This window comes from Streptosporangium sandarakinum, from assembly GCF_050942225.1.
Classification (GTDB): Bacteria; Actinomycetota; Actinomycetes; order Streptosporangiales; family Streptosporangiaceae; genus Streptosporangium; species Streptosporangium nondiastaticum.
Genome location: NZ_CP192034.1, coordinates 4,754,810 through 4,772,630, shown reverse-complemented (window position 1 = coordinate 4,772,630; position 17,821 = coordinate 4,754,810). Strand labels below are relative to the sequence as shown.

The 17,821-nt window shown below is 71.6% G+C and carries 20 protein-coding genes; 13 read left to right on the top strand and 7 right to left on the bottom strand.

All coding sequences use genetic code 11. The features are described 5' to 3' along the window. Positions 1 to 144 precede the first annotated feature (144 nt). The 6 genes from ACQP10_RS22515 to ACQP10_RS22490 form a co-directional block, all read right to left on the bottom strand. The gene (locus ACQP10_RS22515; protein WP_346022338.1) at positions 145 to 942 is read right to left on the bottom strand and encodes a glycerophosphodiester phosphodiesterase; all 798 of its coding nucleotides are present in this window, start codon (positions 940 to 942) and stop codon (positions 145 to 147) included. Positions 943 to 1,120: 178 nt separating this feature from the next. Beyond that, the gene (locus ACQP10_RS22510) at positions 1,121 to 1,681 is read right to left on the bottom strand and encodes an RNA methyltransferase (protein WP_389998950.1); all 561 of its coding nucleotides are present in this window, start codon (positions 1,679 to 1,681) and stop codon (positions 1,121 to 1,123) included. A 122-nt stretch (positions 1,682 to 1,803) separates the two neighbouring features. Then, positions 1,804 to 2,415: a class I SAM-dependent methyltransferase gene (locus tag ACQP10_RS22505; RefSeq protein ID WP_346022336.1), complete on the bottom strand. Its 612-nt coding sequence runs from the start codon at positions 2,413 to 2,415 to the stop codon at positions 1,804 to 1,806. 116 nt (positions 2,416 to 2,531) lie between these two features. After that, positions 2,532 to 3,479, bottom strand: coding sequence for a VWA domain-containing protein (locus ACQP10_RS22500; protein ID WP_346022335.1), 948 nt, complete (start codon positions 3,477 to 3,479; stop codon positions 2,532 to 2,534). After that, a complete protein-coding gene (locus ACQP10_RS22495; RefSeq protein WP_346022334.1) occupies positions 3,476 to 4,402 on the bottom strand; it encodes a DUF58 domain-containing protein in 927 nt (308 codons plus the stop codon). Before ACQP10_RS22495 ends, ACQP10_RS22500 begins: the two co-directional genes overlap by 4 nt. A 268-nt stretch (positions 4,403 to 4,670) precedes the next feature. Next, positions 4,671 to 5,675 (bottom strand): AAA family ATPase, encoded by a 1,005-nt coding sequence (locus ACQP10_RS22490; protein WP_346022333.1) that lies wholly within the window; start codon positions 5,673 to 5,675, stop codon positions 4,671 to 4,673. A gap of 123 nt (positions 5,676 to 5,798) precedes the next feature. Between ACQP10_RS22490 and ACQP10_RS22485 the strand changes: the two genes are divergently transcribed. Next, entirely contained in the window at positions 5,799 to 6,569 is a 771-nt protein-coding gene (locus ACQP10_RS22485) for a hypothetical protein (protein WP_362759020.1), read from the top strand. A gap of 154 nt (positions 6,570 to 6,723) precedes the next feature. On the opposite strand, the gene ACQP10_RS22480 is transcribed toward ACQP10_RS22485, so the two are convergent. After that, positions 6,724 to 7,188, bottom strand: a complete 465-nt coding sequence (locus ACQP10_RS22480) for a MarR family winged helix-turn-helix transcriptional regulator (protein ID WP_433539658.1) — start codon at positions 7,186 to 7,188, stop codon at positions 6,724 to 6,726. 227 nt (positions 7,189 to 7,415) lie between these two features. Here ACQP10_RS22480 and ACQP10_RS22475 point away from each other — a divergent pair, with 227 nt between their 5' ends. The 12 genes from ACQP10_RS22475 (at position 7,416) to ACQP10_RS22420 (ending at position 17,747) form a co-directional block, all read left to right on the top strand. Beyond that, positions 7,416 to 7,622 carry a VOC family protein gene (locus ACQP10_RS22475; protein ID WP_433539657.1) on the top strand — a complete coding sequence of 69 codons (207 nt, stop codon included), beginning with the start codon at positions 7,416 to 7,418 and terminating at the stop codon, positions 7,620 to 7,622. Positions 7,623 to 7,800: 178 nt separating this feature from the next. Next, on the top strand, positions 7,801 to 8,997 hold the full coding sequence (locus ACQP10_RS22470) for an MFS transporter (RefSeq protein WP_433539656.1): 1,197 nt from the start codon (positions 7,801 to 7,803) through the stop codon (positions 8,995 to 8,997). 126 nt (positions 8,998 to 9,123) lie between these two features. Then, positions 9,124 to 9,945: an aldo/keto reductase gene (locus ACQP10_RS22465; RefSeq protein WP_399500839.1), complete on the top strand. Its 822-nt coding sequence runs from the start codon at positions 9,124 to 9,126 to the stop codon at positions 9,943 to 9,945. A 78-nt stretch (positions 9,946 to 10,023) separates the two neighbouring features. Further along, positions 10,024 to 11,037, top strand: a complete 1,014-nt coding sequence (locus ACQP10_RS22460) for a TIGR03571 family LLM class oxidoreductase (protein ID WP_399500840.1) — start codon at positions 10,024 to 10,026, stop codon at positions 11,035 to 11,037. A gap of 1 nt (position 11,038) precedes the next feature. Beyond that, complete coding sequence (locus ACQP10_RS22455) at positions 11,039 to 11,173, top strand: hypothetical protein (protein WP_346022327.1); 135 nt, start codon at positions 11,039 to 11,041, stop codon at positions 11,171 to 11,173. Positions 11,174 to 11,339: 166 nt separating this feature from the next. Then, positions 11,340 to 11,831, top strand: coding sequence for a VOC family protein (locus tag ACQP10_RS22450; RefSeq protein ID WP_433539655.1), 492 nt, complete (start codon positions 11,340 to 11,342; stop codon positions 11,829 to 11,831). A 189-nt stretch (positions 11,832 to 12,020) separates the two neighbouring features. Further along, the gene (locus ACQP10_RS22445) at positions 12,021 to 13,031 is read left to right on the top strand and encodes an aldo/keto reductase (RefSeq protein WP_433539654.1); all 1,011 of its coding nucleotides are present in this window, start codon (positions 12,021 to 12,023) and stop codon (positions 13,029 to 13,031) included. 53 nt (positions 13,032 to 13,084) lie between these two features. Beyond that, entirely contained in the window at positions 13,085 to 13,504 is a 420-nt protein-coding gene (locus ACQP10_RS22440) for an SRPBCC family protein (RefSeq protein WP_399500842.1), read from the top strand. A gap of 75 nt (positions 13,505 to 13,579) precedes the next feature. Continuing rightward, complete coding sequence (locus tag ACQP10_RS22435; RefSeq protein ID WP_433539653.1) at positions 13,580 to 13,777, top strand: hypothetical protein; 198 nt, start codon at positions 13,580 to 13,582, stop codon at positions 13,775 to 13,777. 509 nt (positions 13,778 to 14,286) lie between these two features. Then, complete coding sequence (locus ACQP10_RS22430; protein WP_433539652.1) at positions 14,287 to 15,381, top strand: DNA topoisomerase IB; 1,095 nt, start codon at positions 14,287 to 14,289, stop codon at positions 15,379 to 15,381. Positions 15,382 to 15,521: 140 nt separating this feature from the next. After that, complete coding sequence (locus ACQP10_RS22425; protein WP_179828439.1) at positions 15,522 to 15,914, top strand: ChaB family protein; 393 nt, start codon at positions 15,522 to 15,524, stop codon at positions 15,912 to 15,914. A gap of 168 nt (positions 15,915 to 16,082) precedes the next feature. Then, positions 16,083 to 17,747 carry a catalase gene (locus tag ACQP10_RS22420; RefSeq protein WP_433539651.1) on the top strand — a complete coding sequence of 555 codons (1,665 nt, stop codon included), beginning with the start codon at positions 16,083 to 16,085 and terminating at the stop codon, positions 17,745 to 17,747. Positions 17,748 to 17,821: the final 74 nt, after the last annotated feature.

Here is a 17,821-nt window from a genome sequence, read left to right as displayed (position 1 = left end):
CTGGAACTGGAAGATCGGGAAGGCCGTGGATGCCGGGCCGTTCGGACGGGTGGCCGGGACTTTCGGGTGGGCGGCGGGGGTGTTCGGATGGGCGGCCGGGGCTGTCGGTGGGCGGCGGGCCGTTCGGACGGACGGCCGGGGCGTTCAGACGGGCAGGCCCGCCGGGTGCCACAGGCCGCGTTCCTCCAGCACCCGGCGCAGGCCGGAGATGTTGTCCGTCATCACGCCGTCCACGCCGAGATCGAGCAGGCGATCCATCTCGCCGGTGTCGTTGATGGTCCACACGTGGATCTGCATGCCCAGGGCGTGCGCGGTGCGGATCAGGGCGGGCGTGGTGACCCGCAGGCCGCGGAAGCCCAGCGGGACCTGGGCGCACGGCACCCCGGCGCGGGCCAGGCGGGCCAGCAGCCGGCCGTAGCGGGTGGTGGAGGAGGCGGCGCGCAGCGACATCACGCCGAGCGGGCCGAGCGAGGAGCACACGTCACGGCCGATCGCGGCGCGGGCCCGGGCCAGCCGCTCCTCCGAGAAGGAGGTGACACAGACCCGGTCGTAGGCGTTGGTCCGCCTGATCACCCGGGCCAGCGGCCCGATGGACGAGGTCTCCTTGACGTCGATGTTGAACCGCGCCCCGGGCCAGGAGCCCAGCAGGTCCTCAAGGAGCGGGATCTCCTCGGCCCCGCCGATCCGCGCCTGCCGGACCACCCGGTAGGGCAGGTCGGAGATCCGGCCGCGCCGGTCGGTCACCCGGTCGAGGGTGTGGTCGTGGAAGGCCAGCAGCACCCCGTCGGCGGTCGCGTGGGCGTCGGTCTCCAGGTAGGTGTAGCCGAGCTCCACGGCGCGGGCGAACGCGGCGTGGCTGTTCTCCCGGCCCTCGGCCGCCCCGCCCCGGTGGGCGAAGGCGAGCGGGCCGGGATGGTCGAGGAAGGCATAACGGCGCTGCACGTGCAGGAGTATGCCGCCTGAGGGCGGGGCGCGTCACCGGGACGGGCGGTGAACGTTCGCGGTGGCCCCGGTGAAACAGCGGGCGCCCGCGGCCGTGTGCCCGCGGCGCCGGACGCCGCGGGAGCCGGCTTCACCCGCCAGGGGGCCGGTTCCCGGACGCGCCGCGCCGGGAGCGGGCTCAGTTCCCGGTGGGCATGCCCTTCGCGGCCCACTCCTGGCGGCGGGCCTCGGCCACCGCGATCGCGGTGGCCACCCCCACGTTGAACGAGCCCACCCGGCCGACCTGCGGGATGTAGCAGACGCCGTCGGCTGCCTCCAGCAGCGCCGGGGAGCAGCCGTGGTCCTCGCTGCCCACCACCAGGCACACGTCGCCGTCGAGCTTCGCCTCGTGCAGCGGCACCGCGTCCCCGGTCAGCTCGACCGCGATCACCCTGAAGCCGTCGTCCTTCGCGGCCCGCACCGCTTCCAGGACGGGGACCGGCTCGTCCCACGCCACCAGGCGGTCGGTGCCCAGCGCGGTCTTCTGCGCCTTGGGGTTGGTCGGGGGAGTGGCGTTGCCCGCCAGCCAGACGTGCTCCACCCCGAAGGCGGCGGCCGTACGGAAGATCGAGCCGATGTTGAACGGGCCGGTCACCGACTCCACGATCAGGGCGAGCCTCCCCTCGGTGTGCCTGCGCCAGGTGCGGTTGAGCCGCTTGACGTCCGTCTGCCGCAGCTGCCTGCGCGGATTCGCGGTCATCGTTCGTTCACCGTTCCTCGTTCGTCGTGGTTCACCCGGGCGCGCCGCGGCTCGCCGGGGTCGTTCGTCACCGGGCCGTACGGCCGGCGCCCGGGGGAGGCAGGGCCCCGCCGGGGCGGGTCTCAGCCCTTCCGGTCCGCGGGGCGGGCCTCGACCCTGAGGACCCGGTAGGAGGAGCGGGAGGCCGCTCGGGTGGCGGGCCAGCCCTGCTCGTTCAGCCAGCGCTGCAGCGAGTCGGACCCCAGGTGCTTCTGGACCACGAGGTGGGCGACGCCGTCGGGGGTGAGCCGCGACAGCCAGCGGGTCAGCATCTCGTGCATCGCGGTCTTGCCGATGCGGATGGCGGGGTTGGACCAGATGGCCCGGAACCGCACCTCCGGCGGGACCTCGTCGACATGCACTGACCTTACTTTGTCAAGGCCCGCGCTCCGGGCGTTCCTGGCGCACAGGTCGACCGACCTGCGGTTGACGTCGACGGCCCAGACGGTCGCGGCGGGCGCGCGGGAGGCCATGGTCAGGGCGATCGGGCCGTAGCCGCAGCCGAGGTCCAGCAGGTCGCCCTCGGCCGGGGGAGGTGGCACGGTCTCCAGCAGGATCCGGGTGCCCTGGTCGACCCGTTCGGGGGAGAAGACCCCGCTGTCGGTCTCCATCCTCAGGTGAAGGTCGGGGAGCACGAGCGTGACCGAGCCGGGACGGCTGGCGGTCTCGGGACGCTCCTCGAAGTAATGTGCCACGTCGTAGAACGTTACCAACGCCCGGGACCGCGCCGGGGCGGCCGTGTCCCCGGGACCCGTCGGCGGGCCGCCCGGCGTCCGGGGCGGGGAGCGGCCACGGCCGGGAGGCGGCCGGGTCAGGGCAGCCGCGTGCCCAGCAGCATCGAGGCCGCGGCGACCGCCATGCCGGTCAGCGCCGCCGCCACCACGAACCACTGGGTGACCTCCTGCTCGACCGTCTGGTAGCCGAGCGAGGTGCCGATCTGCTCGTAGACCTCCCGGAGCTGGCTGCCCGACTCCGCCTCGTAGGCACGGCCGCCGGTGCCCTCCGCCAGACTCTGCAGGGTCGCCTTGTTCACCGGGACGTTGACGTCGCGGCCGTCGATCGTGACGGTGCCGTCCTGAGTGCCGTAGGCGATCGTGGACACCGGCACCCGGGCGGAGGCCGCCGCCTCGACCGCCTCGGCCACCGTACGGCCGGAGGTGTTGTCGCCGTCGGACAGCAGCACGACCGCGGCGGGCGGCGGGTCGGTGACCGCCTGCTGGTCGAAGGAGCGGACGGCGTCGAGCGAGTTGAACACCGCCTCCCCGATCGCGGTTCCGGCCCGGGTGCTGAGGTTGCCGATGGAGGTGTTGACCGCCTGGTGGTCGGTGGTGGGGGAGACCACGACCGAGGCGGAGCGGGCGAAGGCGACCACCCCGACGTTGAACCGCTCGGGCAGGTCCTTGACGAACTTCTGCGCGGCCTGCTTGGCGGCGGTGATCCGGCTGGGTGCGACGTCGCCCGCCTCCATCGACAGCGAGACGTCCAGCGCGATGATGATGGTGGCGCGGTCGCGCGGGACCCGCACCGAGTCGGCCGGCCGGGCCGCGCCCAGGACCAGCAGGGCCATCATCAGCAGGAACAGCGTGGGGGCGACGTGTCGTCGCCAGCCGGGCCCGGCCGGCGCCACCAGTGCCAGCAGCGGCAGGTTGGTGAAGCGCACCGCGTGACGCCGGCGGGCGAACTGGGCGGCCACGTAGCCCGCCACGACCAGCGCCAGCGCGGCGAACAGCCACAGCCAGGCCGGAGAGAGGAAGGTCACCGTGCCACTCCTGACGTCGGATGCCGGTGCGCCAGGTGCGCCGTGCGCCGCTGCCGCAGGACGAACTGGGCGATGTCGAAGATCCAGTCGCGGTCGGTCCGCAGCACCAGGTGCGCCACTCCGCAGCGGCGCAGCGTCGCGCGGGTCGCCGCGCGCTGGGCGGCGGCCGCCTCGGCGTAGGCCGCCCGCAGCCTGCCGGTGAGCCGGACCTCGCGGGTCCGCCCGGTCTCGGGGTCGACGAGGCTCACCAGCCCCACCCCGGGCAGCTCCAGCTCACGCGGGTCGATCACCTCGACGGCCAGCACCTGGTGGCGGGCGGCCAGCCGGCGCATCGGCCGCTCCCAGGGCGGCTCCAGACGCGGATCGAGGACGGGCTCGGCGCCCAGGAAGTCGGAGACGATCACCCGCAGCCCGCGGCGGCGCCGTACCGAGGCGAGCACCTCGACCGCCTCGGCGAGGTCGGGGGCGTCGGCGACGGGGCGGCCCCGGGGGGCCTCCGCCAGCGAGTGCAGCAGCCCGTAGAGGGCGGGACGGCCGCTCCTGGCGGGCATCCGGTGGATGTGCTCGTCGTGCAGGACGTAGGCGCCGAAGCGGTCGCCGATCCGCCCGGCCAGGAAGCCGATCGCGCCGATCGCGGCGACCACGAGGTCGCGTTTCTCCATGACGGCGGTGCCGAAGTCCATGCTGGGCGACAGGTCGGCCAGCGCCCAGGTCTCCAGCTCCCGGTCGGCGATCAGGTCCCGCACGTGCGGGACGCCCGTGCGGGCGGTCACCGCCCAGTCCATGCGGCGGATGTCGTCCTCACCGGGGACGTAGACGCGGCTGTCACCGGCCTCGCTGCCCGGACCCGGGATGAGCCCCTCGTAGGAACCGTGCAGCAACCCGTCCAACCGCCGGACGATCGTCAACTCCAGCCTGCTCAAGGCGACGCTGCGCGTCGCGGCTCGGGGGCTGTGTTCATGGCGACGCTGCGCGTCGCGGCTCGGGGGCTCATGTCCGGTGTCTTTTGCGCTCATTGCGACGCTGCGTGTCGCGGCTCGGGGGCTTGAGTCCGGTGTCTTCCCTCGTCGTTCACTCGCTTCGCTCGCTCTCTCCTCAGTCCAGACACCGGCGCCCCCTCGCGGGTTTTCTCGCTTCTGGGTCCGGATGGCGGGTCCCTCACCTCGAGGGTCATGACCTTGGTTTTCCGGGTCATCGGGCGGGCTGGTTCCAGACGACCAGGGGTGGGGGGACGGCGGCGAGGATGCGTCTGACGACGTCGTCGGGGTCCACGCCGTCGGCGAGGGCGTCGAAGGTGAGCATCAGCCGGTGGGACATCACGTCCACGGCCACGTCGCGGATGTCGTCGGGCAGCAGGTAGTCGCGGCCCCGGAGCAGGGCCAGGCCGCGTCCGGCGGCGACCAGGCCGAGGGTGGCGCGGGGGCTGACGCCGACCTCGACGCTCTCCGCCAGGTCGGCCAGGCCGTACTCGGCGGGTGAGCGGGTGGCCATGACCAGCCGGACGACGTAGTCGGCGACGAGCTGGTGCACCGAGACCCGGTCGGCCATGGCCTGCAGCCCCATCAGCCGCCCGGGGTCCAGCACCGCCTTGGGGGCGGGCGGGGTGACGCTCATGCGGTGCAGGATCTCCAGCTCCTCCTGGGCGCTGGGATGGGAGACGCGGATCTTGAAGAGGAACCGGTCGCGCTGGACCTCCGGGAGCTGGTAGACGCCCTCGGACTCGATCGGGTTCTGGGTGGCGAGCACGATGAAGGGCCGTGGCAGGGGATGCGTCCGGCCGGCGAGGGTGACCTGCCGCTCGGCCATGACCTCCAGCAGCGCGGACTGCACCTTGGCGGGGGCGCGGTTGATCTCGTCGGCGAGCAGGAAGTTGACGAACACCGGGCCGAGCTCGATGTCGAAGGACTCCCGTGACGGGTGGTAGACGCGCGTCCCGACGATGTCGCTGGGCACCAGGTCCGGGGTGAACTGGATGCGCGCGAAGTCACCGCCCACCACGGTGGCCAGCGTCGAGGCGGCCAGGGTCTTGGCGACGCCCGGCACGCCCTCCAGCAGGCAGTGCCCGCGGGCGAGGAGCGCGACCAGCAGTCGCTCCACCATGTGGTCCTGACCCACGATGACCCGCCGCACCTCGGCGAGGGCCTCGCGCAGCAGTCCGGTGTCGATCTCGCGCGGCAGTTCTTCGGCGACGGTCATGGTGACATTCCACCAAATGAAAACCCGCGCCGCACGGCTGGGCGGGGGTATTTCCCCCGGTCTCCGCGTGGCCCGCCGCCCGCGGCTCGCGCGGGCCGCGGGCGGCGGCGGGCGTGTGCTTTCATGGCAGTCGTGGCCAGTCCGCTCCAGTACGGTGATCCGCCCCATCTCGGGCCCTTCGTCCTTCGAGCCCGCCTGTGGGCGGGGCCGGCCGGGCTCGTCTACCTCGGGCAGGCCCCCGACGGCAGGGCGGTCTCGGTCGCGGTGCTGACCCGGGGGGCGGCGCTGGACCCGGCGGCCCGTGACAGGTTCGTCGCCGCGATCCGCGAGGCCGCGTCCGGCCGTTCGGTCGTGCGGGGGTGGGTGGCCAGGGCCACCAGGGGCCGGACCGCGCTCGCCGCCGACGCGCCGCCGGTGCTCGGGATGAACGGCGGGAGCGCACCGTGGGTGGCCACGCCGTACGAGCCGTCCCGGGCGGGCGCCGAGCGGTTCCTGGAGCCGGTGCTGGTGCGCGGCATGCTGATCGGCGAGCGGCACGGCCCGGACTTCGCGCCGTACTGGGTGAGCGACCGCGTGCCCGCGCTTCCCGGCCCGCCGAAGCCCGCCCCGCCGCCCACCGAGCCCCGCCGATCGGTGGTCCTGGCCGGGGTGGTGCTGACCGTTCTGCTGGTGATGACGGTGGTGATGGCGTGGCTGCTGCTGCGTGCCGAGGGCGAGGCGCAGACGCCGCGCAGGCCGCTGCCGGCGACGGTGTTCGTGCCGACCCCGCCGCCGGTCCCGGGCACCCCGGACCCCAACCGGCCCACCGTGTCGCCGTCGCCGTCCCCCTCGCAGAGCGGTACGGGGACCCCGGGCCCCCGGGAGGGCGACGAGGACGACGGCGCCCCCATCTGACCGGTCCCTGGCCGGGTTGGAAACGCTGCAGGTGGACAACGCACGCTCAGGGCTGGTCCCGGCGCGACATCTCCCGCCGGCTCGGGCCGACCAGGCAGGCGCACGCCGGGTTCGCCGTGCTCCAGGCCGAAGGGGGATCGGGGAAGCCGACGTGTCAGGCTGGACGTGTCAGGTTCATCGCCTTGACCGCCGTGACCAGGGGAGCCAGCTCGGGGTTCTTGGAGGCTTCGTCGAGCGCCTCTCTGAGGGCGGCGTCGTTGGTCGGCCGGGCCTGTTGCAAGAGATTCAGGCCCGCTTCGGTGACATCGGTGTAGATGCCGCGGCGGTCGGTCGGGCACAGGTAGCGGGAGAGCAGGCCGCGGTCCTCCAGGCGGGTGACCAGGCGGGTGGTGGCGCTCTGGCTGAGGACGACCGCGTCGGCGACCTGCTTCATCTGGAGGTGCCCGCCCTCGCCGCTGTGCTGGCGGCTGAGCACATCGAGCAATGAGTACTCTCGCACGGTGAGGTCGTGCGCGGACTGTAGGGCGCGCTCGATGTGCGTCTCGATCCTGCCGTGCAGGAGGGAGAGGGCCGCCCATCCGTTGGCGAGGGCGGTCAGCGCGGGATCCGTGGCGGTCATGGCTCGGGTTCCTTCCGGTGCGGTCGAAGCCGAGAATATCCCTTTCCTGGGATTATCGGCGAGATCCTGTATAGCGCTTATGCAAGTATCTCTGGGTGGCGGCCGTCGTGCCGGCATGGAGCGGGATCGACATGGCCGTCCGTCCTCGCGCGAGATCGAGAACGCGCTCGGGTGAAACGGGCCGCCCTTCGTCGGGAGCGGCCTTTGCCCACGTGACGTGACAACCCATGTCTGCGGGGAGTCGGCTCCAGGCGTTTCTCGCGGACATCGGCCCCGAGCCGGTCGGCACCCGGGTCGCCTGCTTCAACGACCCGGACGGCGCGAACCTGGAGGTCATCCAGCCGAAGGGCGGCTTCGCCCGCCGGCGATCCGGGCCTCGCCACCCGCCCTGTCCGGTGGCGATCATCCGTCCGGGGGGGCGGGCGAAGGCCTGAGGCGAGGGTGCGGCCTGGACCGTCTCCTGTCCGGGACGGCGCCGGCGCGCCGCCGCATCCCGGGCGGATCGGGATATCAGGCGCAAGGAGAGTACCCGCGTTTGCATTTATGACGCGTCTGCAATTATTGTTTGAGCTTGTAACATGCACCAGCAATCGTACGTGAAGGGCTACGCTCGTGCCTCTCGCACTCCTCGCCCTGGCCATCGGGGCCTTCGGGATCGGCACCACCGAATTCGTGATCATGGGCCTGCTGCCCGAGATCGCCGCCGACTACGGGGTGTCCATCCCCACCGCGGGCCTCCTGGTCACCGGCTACGCGATCGGCGTCGTCATCGGCGCCCCGCTCATGACGATGCTCGGCACCAGGATCAGCCGCAAGACGGTCCTGATCCTGCTGATGGGCCTGTTCGTGGCCGGCAACGCGCTCTCCGCGCTGGCGCCGGGCTTCGGGCTGATGCTGAGCGGCCGTGTGGTGGCCTCGTTCGCCCACGGCGCGTTCTTCGGCATCGGCTCGGTGGTCGCCGCCGACCTGGTCGCCCCGGGCAAGAAGGCCGGCGCCATCGCCACCATGTTCACCGGGCTGACCGTCGCGAACATCGTGGGCGTGCCCCTGGGCACCTTCATCGGGCAGGCGGTGGGCTGGCGCACCACCTTCGCGATCGTCGCCGCGCTCGGCGTGGCCGGGCTGCTCGGCATCGCCGCCCTCGTACCCGCCATGCCCCGGCCCCAGGGCGCCCGCCTGCGCGGGGAGCTGACCGCGTTCCGCAACCCGCAGGTGCTGCTCGCGATGGCGATGACGGTGCTCGGCTTCGGCGGCGTCTTCGCGGCGATCACCTACATCGCGCCGATGATGACCCAGGTCGCCGGCTACTCGGACAGCGCCATCACCTGGCTGCTGGTGCTGTTCGGCATCGGCATGTTCCTCGGCAACCTGCTCGGCGGCCGATACGCCGACCGGGCGCTGATGCCCATGCTGTACACCACTCTTAGCGGGCTCGCGGTCGTGCTCGCGCTGTTCACCGTGACCGCGCACAGCAAGATCCTCGCCGCGATCTCCATCCTGCTCGTCGGGGCGCTCGGCTTCGCCACCGTTCCGCCGCTGCAGAAGCGTGTCCTCGACCAGGCGCACGGCGCGCCGACGCTGGCCTCCGCGGTCAACATCGGCGCCTTCAACCTCGGCAACGCCCTGGCCGCGTGGCTGGGCGGGATCGTCATCGCCGCCGGCCTCGGCTACACCGCCCCGAACTGGGTCGGCGCCGTCCTCGCCGCCGCCGCGCTGGGCCTCGCCTTCTGGTCCGCGGTCCTGGAACGCCGCGCCCCTGTGCGTGACACGGCGGCCGTCATGCCCGTTCCCACCGCCGTCCACCACTGATCCTTCGCCACCGCCGCACCGGAGGAACCCACCCGATGACCCGTACCCCTTCGAAGACGGCCTCATCGGCGCCCAGACCGTCCGCTGCCCCCTCATCGACCGCAACCGTAAGGAACTGAACGATCCATGACCGTCCCCACCGTGACGCTGAACAACGGCGTCCAGATCCCTCAGCTCGGCTTCGGCGTCTTCCAGATCCCCGACGACCAGACCACCTCCGCCGTCGCCGCCGCGCTTCAGGCCGGCTACCGCAGCATCGACACCGCGGCGATCTACGGCAACGAGGCCGGCGTCGGCCGGGCGCTGGCCGCTTCGGGCCTGCCGCGCGAGGAGCTGTTCGTCACCACCAAGCTGTGGAACGCCGACCAGGGATACGACGCCACCCTGGCCGCCTTCGACGCCAGCCTCGCCAAGCTCGGCCTCGACCACCTCGACCTCTACCTGATCCACTGGCCCACCCCCGCCCGCGACCTCTACCTGGACTCCTGGCGGGCCATCGAGCGCCTCATCCAGGAGGGGCGGGTCCGCGCCGCGGGCGTGTCGAACTTCCAGCCCGTCCACCTCAAGCGCCTGCTGGACAACAGCGCGCTCGTCCCCGCGGTCAACCAGGTCGAGCTGCACCCCGGCCTCCAGCAGGCCGCGCTGCGCGCCTTCCACGCCGAGCACGACATCGCCACCGAGGCATGGAGCCCGCTCGCCCAAGGCGCCGTCCTGGACGACCCGGCGATCACCGCGATCGCCGAGCGCACCGGCAAGTCCCCCGCCCAGGTGGTGCTGCGCTGGCACCTGCGGCTGGGCAACATCGTCATTCCCAAGTCGGTCACCCCGACCCGTATCCGCCAGAACCTCGACGTCTTCGACTTCCAGCTGACCGACGAGGACATGGCAGCGATCGCCGCGACCGACCGCAACCTGCGCACCGGCCCACACCCGGACCGGTTCAACTGACGAATCGCAGCCCCGCCGTTCCCGGCGGCCCCGACCGGCCCGGAACGGTCCCGCTGCCACCGCATCCGAGGTTCCACCATGACACCCCTTCATCCCGCACTCGCCCAGCTCGCCCCCGCCGACGGCCACCTCACCATCGGCCTGGAACTGCCGCTCGACAACGACTGGGGACCCGCCCGTCAGCGCGCCGACCGCGAGGCCGGCCGACCGTTCGGCGTCCCCGACCTCACCGAGCACACCCGGCTCGCCCAACTGGCCGACCGGCTCGGTTTCGCCGCCCTATGGCTGCGTGACGTCCCGCTCTACGACCCCGTCCAGTTCGGCGACGCCGGCACCGTCTTCGAGATCTTCACCCACCTCGGCCACCTCGCCGCCACCACCCGGAACGTCGTCCTCGGCACCGGCGCCGTCGTCCTGCCTCTGCGCGAACCGCTGCTGGTCGCCAAGGCGGCGGCCACCGTCGACGTCCTGTCGGGCGGCCGGATGCTGCTCGGCCTGGCCAGCGGCGATCGCCCCGTGGAGTACCCGCTGTTCGGACGTGATTTCCACGCCCGGGGCGAGGCATTCCGCAAGGGTGTGGATGCCCTGCGCGCCGCCTGGCGCCACGGCCCGCTGGAGCGGCCCGCTGCGGGCCTGGGCGGCGACCGGCAACTGGAGGTCCTGCCCAAGCCGGTGCACCGGTCGGGCATACCGATCGCCGTCGCCGGCGGCGCCCAGCAGACCCCGGACTGGATCGCCGAACACGCCGACGCCTCCCTCAACTACCCGCGCGAGCTGGGCGCGCTGCGGCTGAAGACGCGTGAGTGGCGGGAGTCGACGGACAGCCGCAAGCCGTACCTCACCCCGATGGCACTCACCCTCCAGGACGCCCCCGACGCCCCGGCCCGCCCCATCCGGCTCGGCCTCAGCACAGGCCGCAAGGCCCTGGTCGAGCACCTGGAAACCATGGCCGACCTCGGCGTCGCCCACGTCTCCTTCAACCTCCGCCCCAATGACCGCCCCGTCGACGAGATGCTGCACGAACTCGCCGAAGAGGTCTTGCCCCGCTTCGCCGCGGCCCCCGTCCACGCCGCCCGGGAAAGTGCCCGCTGAGATGCCGGCGCGTCTCAGCGGGCAGCTCGGGATCGAGGACGTCTCGCGGGCCAAGCGGCACACCGAGCGGCGCAGCACGCCGTTCGAGCACCAGGAGGTGATCCCCGGCCGAACAAGGAGTACCGCACATCCATGACGGATCAGACAAAGAAGGCTGTCCAGCCATCAGGAAAAGTCTTTACTCACTCGGAGTGGCACCCCCCGCCTGCAGGGAACTTGACTCCAGGGGGACCCACAGGACCTGACCTGCACCGATCAGCACCACCGCTGAGAAGGCAGGGCGCGAACGAGAAGGATGGGTCGTGGCCGTTTCCAGCACTCCGATGGACCTCACCCGAGCCGCCCACGTCGGGATCTCGGCCTCGGACCTGGGCGCGTCGATCGCATTCTGCAAAGCCCTCACCGGGCGGGAGCCCGGCGTCGCGGACGAGACCATGCACAGTGTGCCCTTCGGTGGATCGCAGGGACCGCCCGTCGCGAAACCGCGGTACGCCACGGTCGATCTCGACGACATCGGCATCGACCTCATCCGGTTCCAGGAACCGCTCGGTGAACGAACGAACGGAGCGGCGAACCGCCCAGGCTCCATGCACCCGCGCTTCAAGGCCGACGACTTCAACGCGGTGCACCAGAGCATGAAAGAGGCCGGCCGCAACTTCCTCGGCGCCGACCACACGCTCCTCGCGGGCGAGGTCACCCCCGACGAAGCACTCGGCACCCGGGTCGCCTACTTCAACGACCCGGACGGCACCGGCCTGGAGATCGTCCGGACCGAGGGCGGATCCTCCAATTGAAGCCTGTTGTGCGGCCGCCGGACTGGGCGGGCCTCCGGCATGTCGCCGGCCTCCGGTATGAGCCGCCGGCCGCGTCGCCAGGTCGCCGTAGGCCGCCCCGTGCCGTACGCGGAGCCGCGGGCGGCCGGATGAACCATCCCCCCGCTCAGGAGCCTGGCACAGCGCCGGCACGGTGAAAGGAGAAATGTCATGTCACTTACCGAAATCCTTCCCGGCCGGCTCGGGTTCGGCACGGCTCCCCTCGGCAACATGTTCCGCGCGATCCCCGACGAGGAGGCCCTCGCCACCTTGGAGGCGGCCTGGGACCAGGGCATCCGCTACTACGACACCGCGCCCTTCTACGGGGCCGGCCTCGCCGAGGCCCGGCTCGGCGCCCTGCTGTCCACCAAGCCCCGCGACTCCTACGTCCTGTCGACCAAGGTCGGCCGGGTCGTCCTCGACGAGCCGGAGACCGAGGTCCCCGACCTCGGGGAGAAGGGCGGGCTGTTCGAGCACGGCCGCCCGAACCGGATGCTCGACGAGTGGACCGCCGAGGCCACCGAGCGCTCCATCGAGGACAGCCTCAAGCGCCTGGGCGTCGACCGGCTGGACATCGTCTGGGTCCACGACATCGCCCAGGACTTCCACGGCGACCTGTGGCTGCAGAAGTTCGAGGAGGCCCGCACCGGCGCCTTCCGGGTGCTGTCGCGGCTGCGCGACGAGGGCGTCATCAAGGCCTGGGGCCTGGGCGTCAACCGCACCGAGCCGATCGAGCTGACCCTGGCCCTGGAGGAGCCCCGGCCCGACGGGTTCCTGCTCGCCGGCCGCTACACCCTCCTCGACCACGAGCACGCCCTGCAGCGCCTGCTGCCCATGGCCCAGGAGCAGAACGTCGACATGGTCGTCGGCGGCCCCTACAGCTCCGGCGTCCTCGCCGGCGGCACCCAGTTCGAGTACCAGCAGGCCCCGCCGGAGATCATCGAGCGCGTCGGGAAACTCAGGGCCCTCGCCGAGCGGCACGGCATCGGCATCAAGGCCGCCGCCCTGCAGTTCTCCCTCGCCCACCCGGTGTCCGCCGCCGCCGTCCCCGGCGCCACCCGTCCCAGCCGGATCGCCGAGGACGTCGCCGCCCTGAACGAGACCGTCCCCGCCGCGTTCTGGCAGGAACTGCGCGCCCAGGGCCTGGTCAGCCCCGCCGCACCGCTCCCCGGCGGCGCCTGAGCCCGCCCGCGAACCCGGCCACCCGTACCGCCACGACCATCAGGAGAACGTCCATGGCATCGACCTCGGTCAGCCGCGTCCTGTCCGCCTCCCCGCAGCGGGTCTGGGATCTCATCGGCGGGTTCCACGCCCTGCCCGACTGGCTTCCCTACATCCCCGAGAGCGCCATGCTCGAAGGCGGCCGCGCCCGCCGGCTGACGAACCCGGACGGTGAGGTGATCATCGAACGCCTGATGGCCTTCAGCGAGACGGAGCGTCACTACACCTACGCCATCGTCGAGGCGCCCTTCCCCGTCACCGGCTACCTGTCCACCCTGCGGGTCCACCCGGTCCCCGGCCGCGAGGACGCCGCCGAGGTGCTGTGGTCCGGATGCTTCACCCCGGTCGGGGTGAGCGACGGCGAGGCGGTCGACCTGTTCACCACCATCTACCGCGACGGGCTCGAAGCCCTGCACAACGCGCTGACGGGCTGAACCCCGAACATCCCATGAGGCCACGACCGGCCAACGACCGCCTGCGGCAGAGCGTCGGCCAGGCGGTCCGGCAGCATGACGAGCATCATCCGTTGCGGTTGCGAACCCGTCGACATCGGGGTCGACCCGCATCAGCCGCGCTCGGAGGACCTGGCCGCCCTCATTCCCGGCGCCACCAGAGGCGGGCGCGCCGTCGTGCTCAACGCCGAGACCCTGACGGCCGCCTACGGCCTGCTTCGACTCATCGCCGTGCTCACCCGGGTCGGCCCATGAGTACCACGATGGCCCGCGCCGTGCGCGGCCATCACCCTGCACCTTCTTCACGCAGCGTGCCGCGCGGACACTCACGGCGTCAGCCCCAGCCCGCGCAACTGTCGCCATGGGCCCGCGAGGGGGCGCCGGTGTCTGGACTGAGGAGCGGAGGAGCGAAGCGACGGAGTGATGAGGGAAGACGCCGGGCTTGAGCCCCCGAGCCGCGACACGAAGTGTCGCCATGAGCCCGTGAGGGGGTGCCGGTGTCTGGACTGAGGAGCGGAGGAGCGAAGCGACGGAGTGACGAGGGAAGGCGCCGGGCTTGAGCCCCCGAGCCGCGACACGAAGTGTCGCCATGAGCCCGCGAGGGGGTGCCGGTGTCTGGACTGAGGAGCGGAGGAGCGAAGCGACGGAGTGACGAGGGAAGGCGCCGGGCTTGAGCCCCCGAGCCGCGACACGAAGTGTCGCCATGAACACAGCCCCGAGCCGCGACACGCTAGCGTCGCCATGAGCAGGGTAGGGAAACCGCCGTGACCGAACTTCGCCAGAGTAATCCCGCGGAACCAGGCATCGTACGGCGGCGCAGGGGCCGCGGGTTCAGCTACCACTATGCCGACGGCAGGCCCGTGCGCGACCGCCGCGCCCTCGACCGGATCCGGGCGCTGGTGCTCCCGCCCGCCTGGACCGACGTGTGGATCTGCCGATGGTCCGACGGGCACATCCAGGCGGTGGGCACCGACACCGCGGGGCGCCGCCAGTACCGCTACCACGACGACTGGCGCAGGGAGCAGGACCGGCTGAAGTTCGACCGGGTGCTGGAGATGGCCGAGCGGCTGCCCAAGTTCCGTGAGCGGGTCGCCGAGCATCTGGGGCAGCGGGGGCTGACGCGTGAGCGGGTGCTGGCGGCCGCGGCCCGGATGCTCGACATCGGCTTCTTCCGGGTCGGCGGGGAGGCGTACGAGTCGTTCGGGCTGGCCACGCTCCGGATGGAGCATGTCACCTGCTCGGCGGGCCACGTCGTCTGCTCCTACCCGGCCAAGGGCGGCAAGCAGCGGGAGGTGGAGATCATGGACGCGGACGTGTGCAAGGTGGTCACCGCCCTGCACCGGGCCGCGGAGGAGGGGGAGCTGCTGCGCTACCGGGACGGTTCCCGCTGGGTGGACGTGCGCAGCGACGACATCAACGCCTACCTGCGCGAGACGCTGGAGACCGAGGTGTCGGCCAAGGACTTCCGTACCTGGCACGGGACGGTCCTGGCCGCCGTGGGCCTGGCGGTCTCCGCCCGCGCCAGGTCCAGGACCGGCCGGAGGCGGGCGATCAGCCGGGTGGTGAACGAGGTGGCGGGCTACCTGGGCAACACCCCGGCCGTCGCCCGCGCCTCCTACATCGACCCGCGTGTCATCGAGGCCTACGAGAGGGGCCGGACCATCGGGCCCGCGCTCGGAAAGCTCGGCGCCGACGCCGCCTTCGGGCAGCTGGCCACGCACGGCGGCGTGGAGCAGGCGGTGATCTCCCTGCTGCGGGACTCGGCCCGGGAGGGCTCCCGCGGGAAGGCGCGGCGCGGGGGCGGCCGGCGCAGGGACCGCGTGAAGGCCGAGGGTCGCGCGAAGGCCGGGGGCGTCTGAAAGCGGAAAGGCGTGTGAAGGCCGAGAGTCGCGTGAAGGCGGAGAGTCGCGTGAAGGCCGGGATCGGGTGAAGGCCGGGGTCGCATGAAAGGCGGTGACGCGGGCAGGGAGCCGGTGAACGAGGGAGAGAGGTGATTCCGATGCCGGCACGGAAGGAAATGCCGTCCACCATCCAGCGTTCTCCCAAGAAGGCGCAGGAGACCTGGAGCAAGGCCCATGACTCGGCGGTGGAGACCTACGGTGAGGGGGAGCGGGCGCATCGTACGGCGTTCGCGGCGCTGAAGCACTCCTTCGAGAAGGTCGGCGACCACTGGGAGGAGAAGTCCCGCAAGGGGCCCTCCGACTCCCAGGCGGCCAAGAGCACTCCGAAGCGCGGCAAGACCGCCGAGGGGGTCGACGCCAAGGCGTCCAAGCAGCACCTGTACGAGGTCGCCAAGCGCCTGGATGTGCCCGGACGCTCCTCGATGAGCAAGGAGGAGCTGGTGGACGCGATCAAGAAGGCCAATCGGAGGGCCACGGCGAAGTCCCGCTGAGGGAACCGGATGCCCGCGTGACGGCCGCGTACCGTTCACGCGGGTCTCCATGTTACGGAGATTCTTTTCCTTCCCCGCTATAAACCGCACACCGCCGGATATGGGGACTCCGTGTGCCGAGAGGCTCGGTACGCCGAAGTGATCGCCACACGGAAAGGGAACGTCGTCATGACGGACGTGTCGAGCATGGGGTCGCAGCCGGGTGGCGAGCGCCCGACGCTGACCAATCGGCAGGGGCACCAGGTCTATGACAACCAGAACCAGCGTACGGTCGGCGCCCGGGGCCCGGCGACCCTGGAGAACTACCAGTTCCTTGAGAAGATCAGTCATTTCGACCGGGAGCGCATCCCCGAGCGGGTGGTGCACGCCCGGGGGACGACGGCCTACGGCTTCTTCGAGGCGTACGGCAAGCTGGGTGACGAGCCGATCAGCCGGTTCACCAGGGCGAAGCTCTTCCAGGAGGCGGGCAAGCGCACCGACGTGGCGGTACGTTTCTCGACGGTGATCGGCGGCCGGGACTCCTCGGAGGCGGCGCGTGACCCGCGCGGGTTCGCGGTGAAGTTCTACACCGAGGACGGCAACTGGGACCTCGTCGGCAACAACCTGGCGGTGTTCTTCATCCGGGACGCCATCAAGTTCCCCGACGTGATCCACGCGCTCAAGCCGGACCCGGTGACGTTCCGGCAGGAGCCCAACCGGATCTTCGACTTCATGTCGCAGACACCGGAGAGCATGCACATGCTGGTGAACCTGTTCAGCCCGCGGGGCGTCCCGGCCGACTACCGGCACATGCAGGGCTTCGGGGTCAACACCTACAAGTGGGTCAACGCCGAGGGCGTGACGCACCTGGTGAAGTATCACTGGATGCCCAAACAGGGCGTGCGGAGCATGACGGCGGCGGACGCGGCGGCCGTGCAGGCCAAGGAACTGGGCCACGCCACCAAGGACCTGCGCGACGCCATCGACCGCGGCGAGTTCCCCGAGTGGGAGCTGCTGGTGCAGATCATGTCGGACGACGAGCATCCCGAGCTGGACTTCGACCCGCTGGACGACACCAAGGTGTGGCCGGAGAACGAGTTCCCGGCGCTGCCGGTCGGCCGGATGGTGCTCAACCGCGGTGTGGAGAACAACTTCGCCGAGAACGAGCAGATCTCCTTCGGCACCGGCGTGCTGGTCGACGGGCTCGACTTCTCCGACGACAAGATGCTGGTCGGCCGGACGTTCTCCTACAGCGACACCCAGCGTCACCGGGTGGGGCCGAACTACCTGCAGTTGCCGGTGAACCAGGCGAAGAACGCCCAGGTGCGGACCAACCAGCGCGACGGCGAGATGACCTTCTACGTCGACGGCCAGGGGGAGAGCCCGCACGTCAACTACGAGCCGTCCATCATCGGCGGGCTGCGTGAGGCGCATTATCCGACGCACGACGAGCAGGGGCCGGTCCTCTCCGGGCGGCTGACGCGCAAGCGCATCCCGCGGACCAACGACTACACCCAGGCCGGCCAGCGCTACGCGCTGATGGAGCAGTGGGAGCGCGACGACCTGGTGCTGAACTTCGTCACCCTGCTGTCGCAGGCCGAGCGTCCCATCCAGGAGCGCATGGTCTGGCACTTCCTGATGATCGACGACGATCTGGGCCTGCGCGTCGGCGAGGGGCTGGACATCAGGCCGGAGGACGTCGCCCACCTGGAGCCGCTGGCCACCCAGGACCTGAGCGAGGAGGAGCTGGGGCGGCTGTCCAACCTGGGCAAGAACGGTCCGCGTGACGTGAGCGGTCTGAAGATGACGCACTGTGTGCCCAACGAGCGGGCGCGGATGGCCGAGACGGCCTGACGGCCGCCGGATCCGGCGCCCGGACGCGGAGTCCGGGCGCCGGTTTCCGCGGGTTCTACGGGGTTCTACGGCGT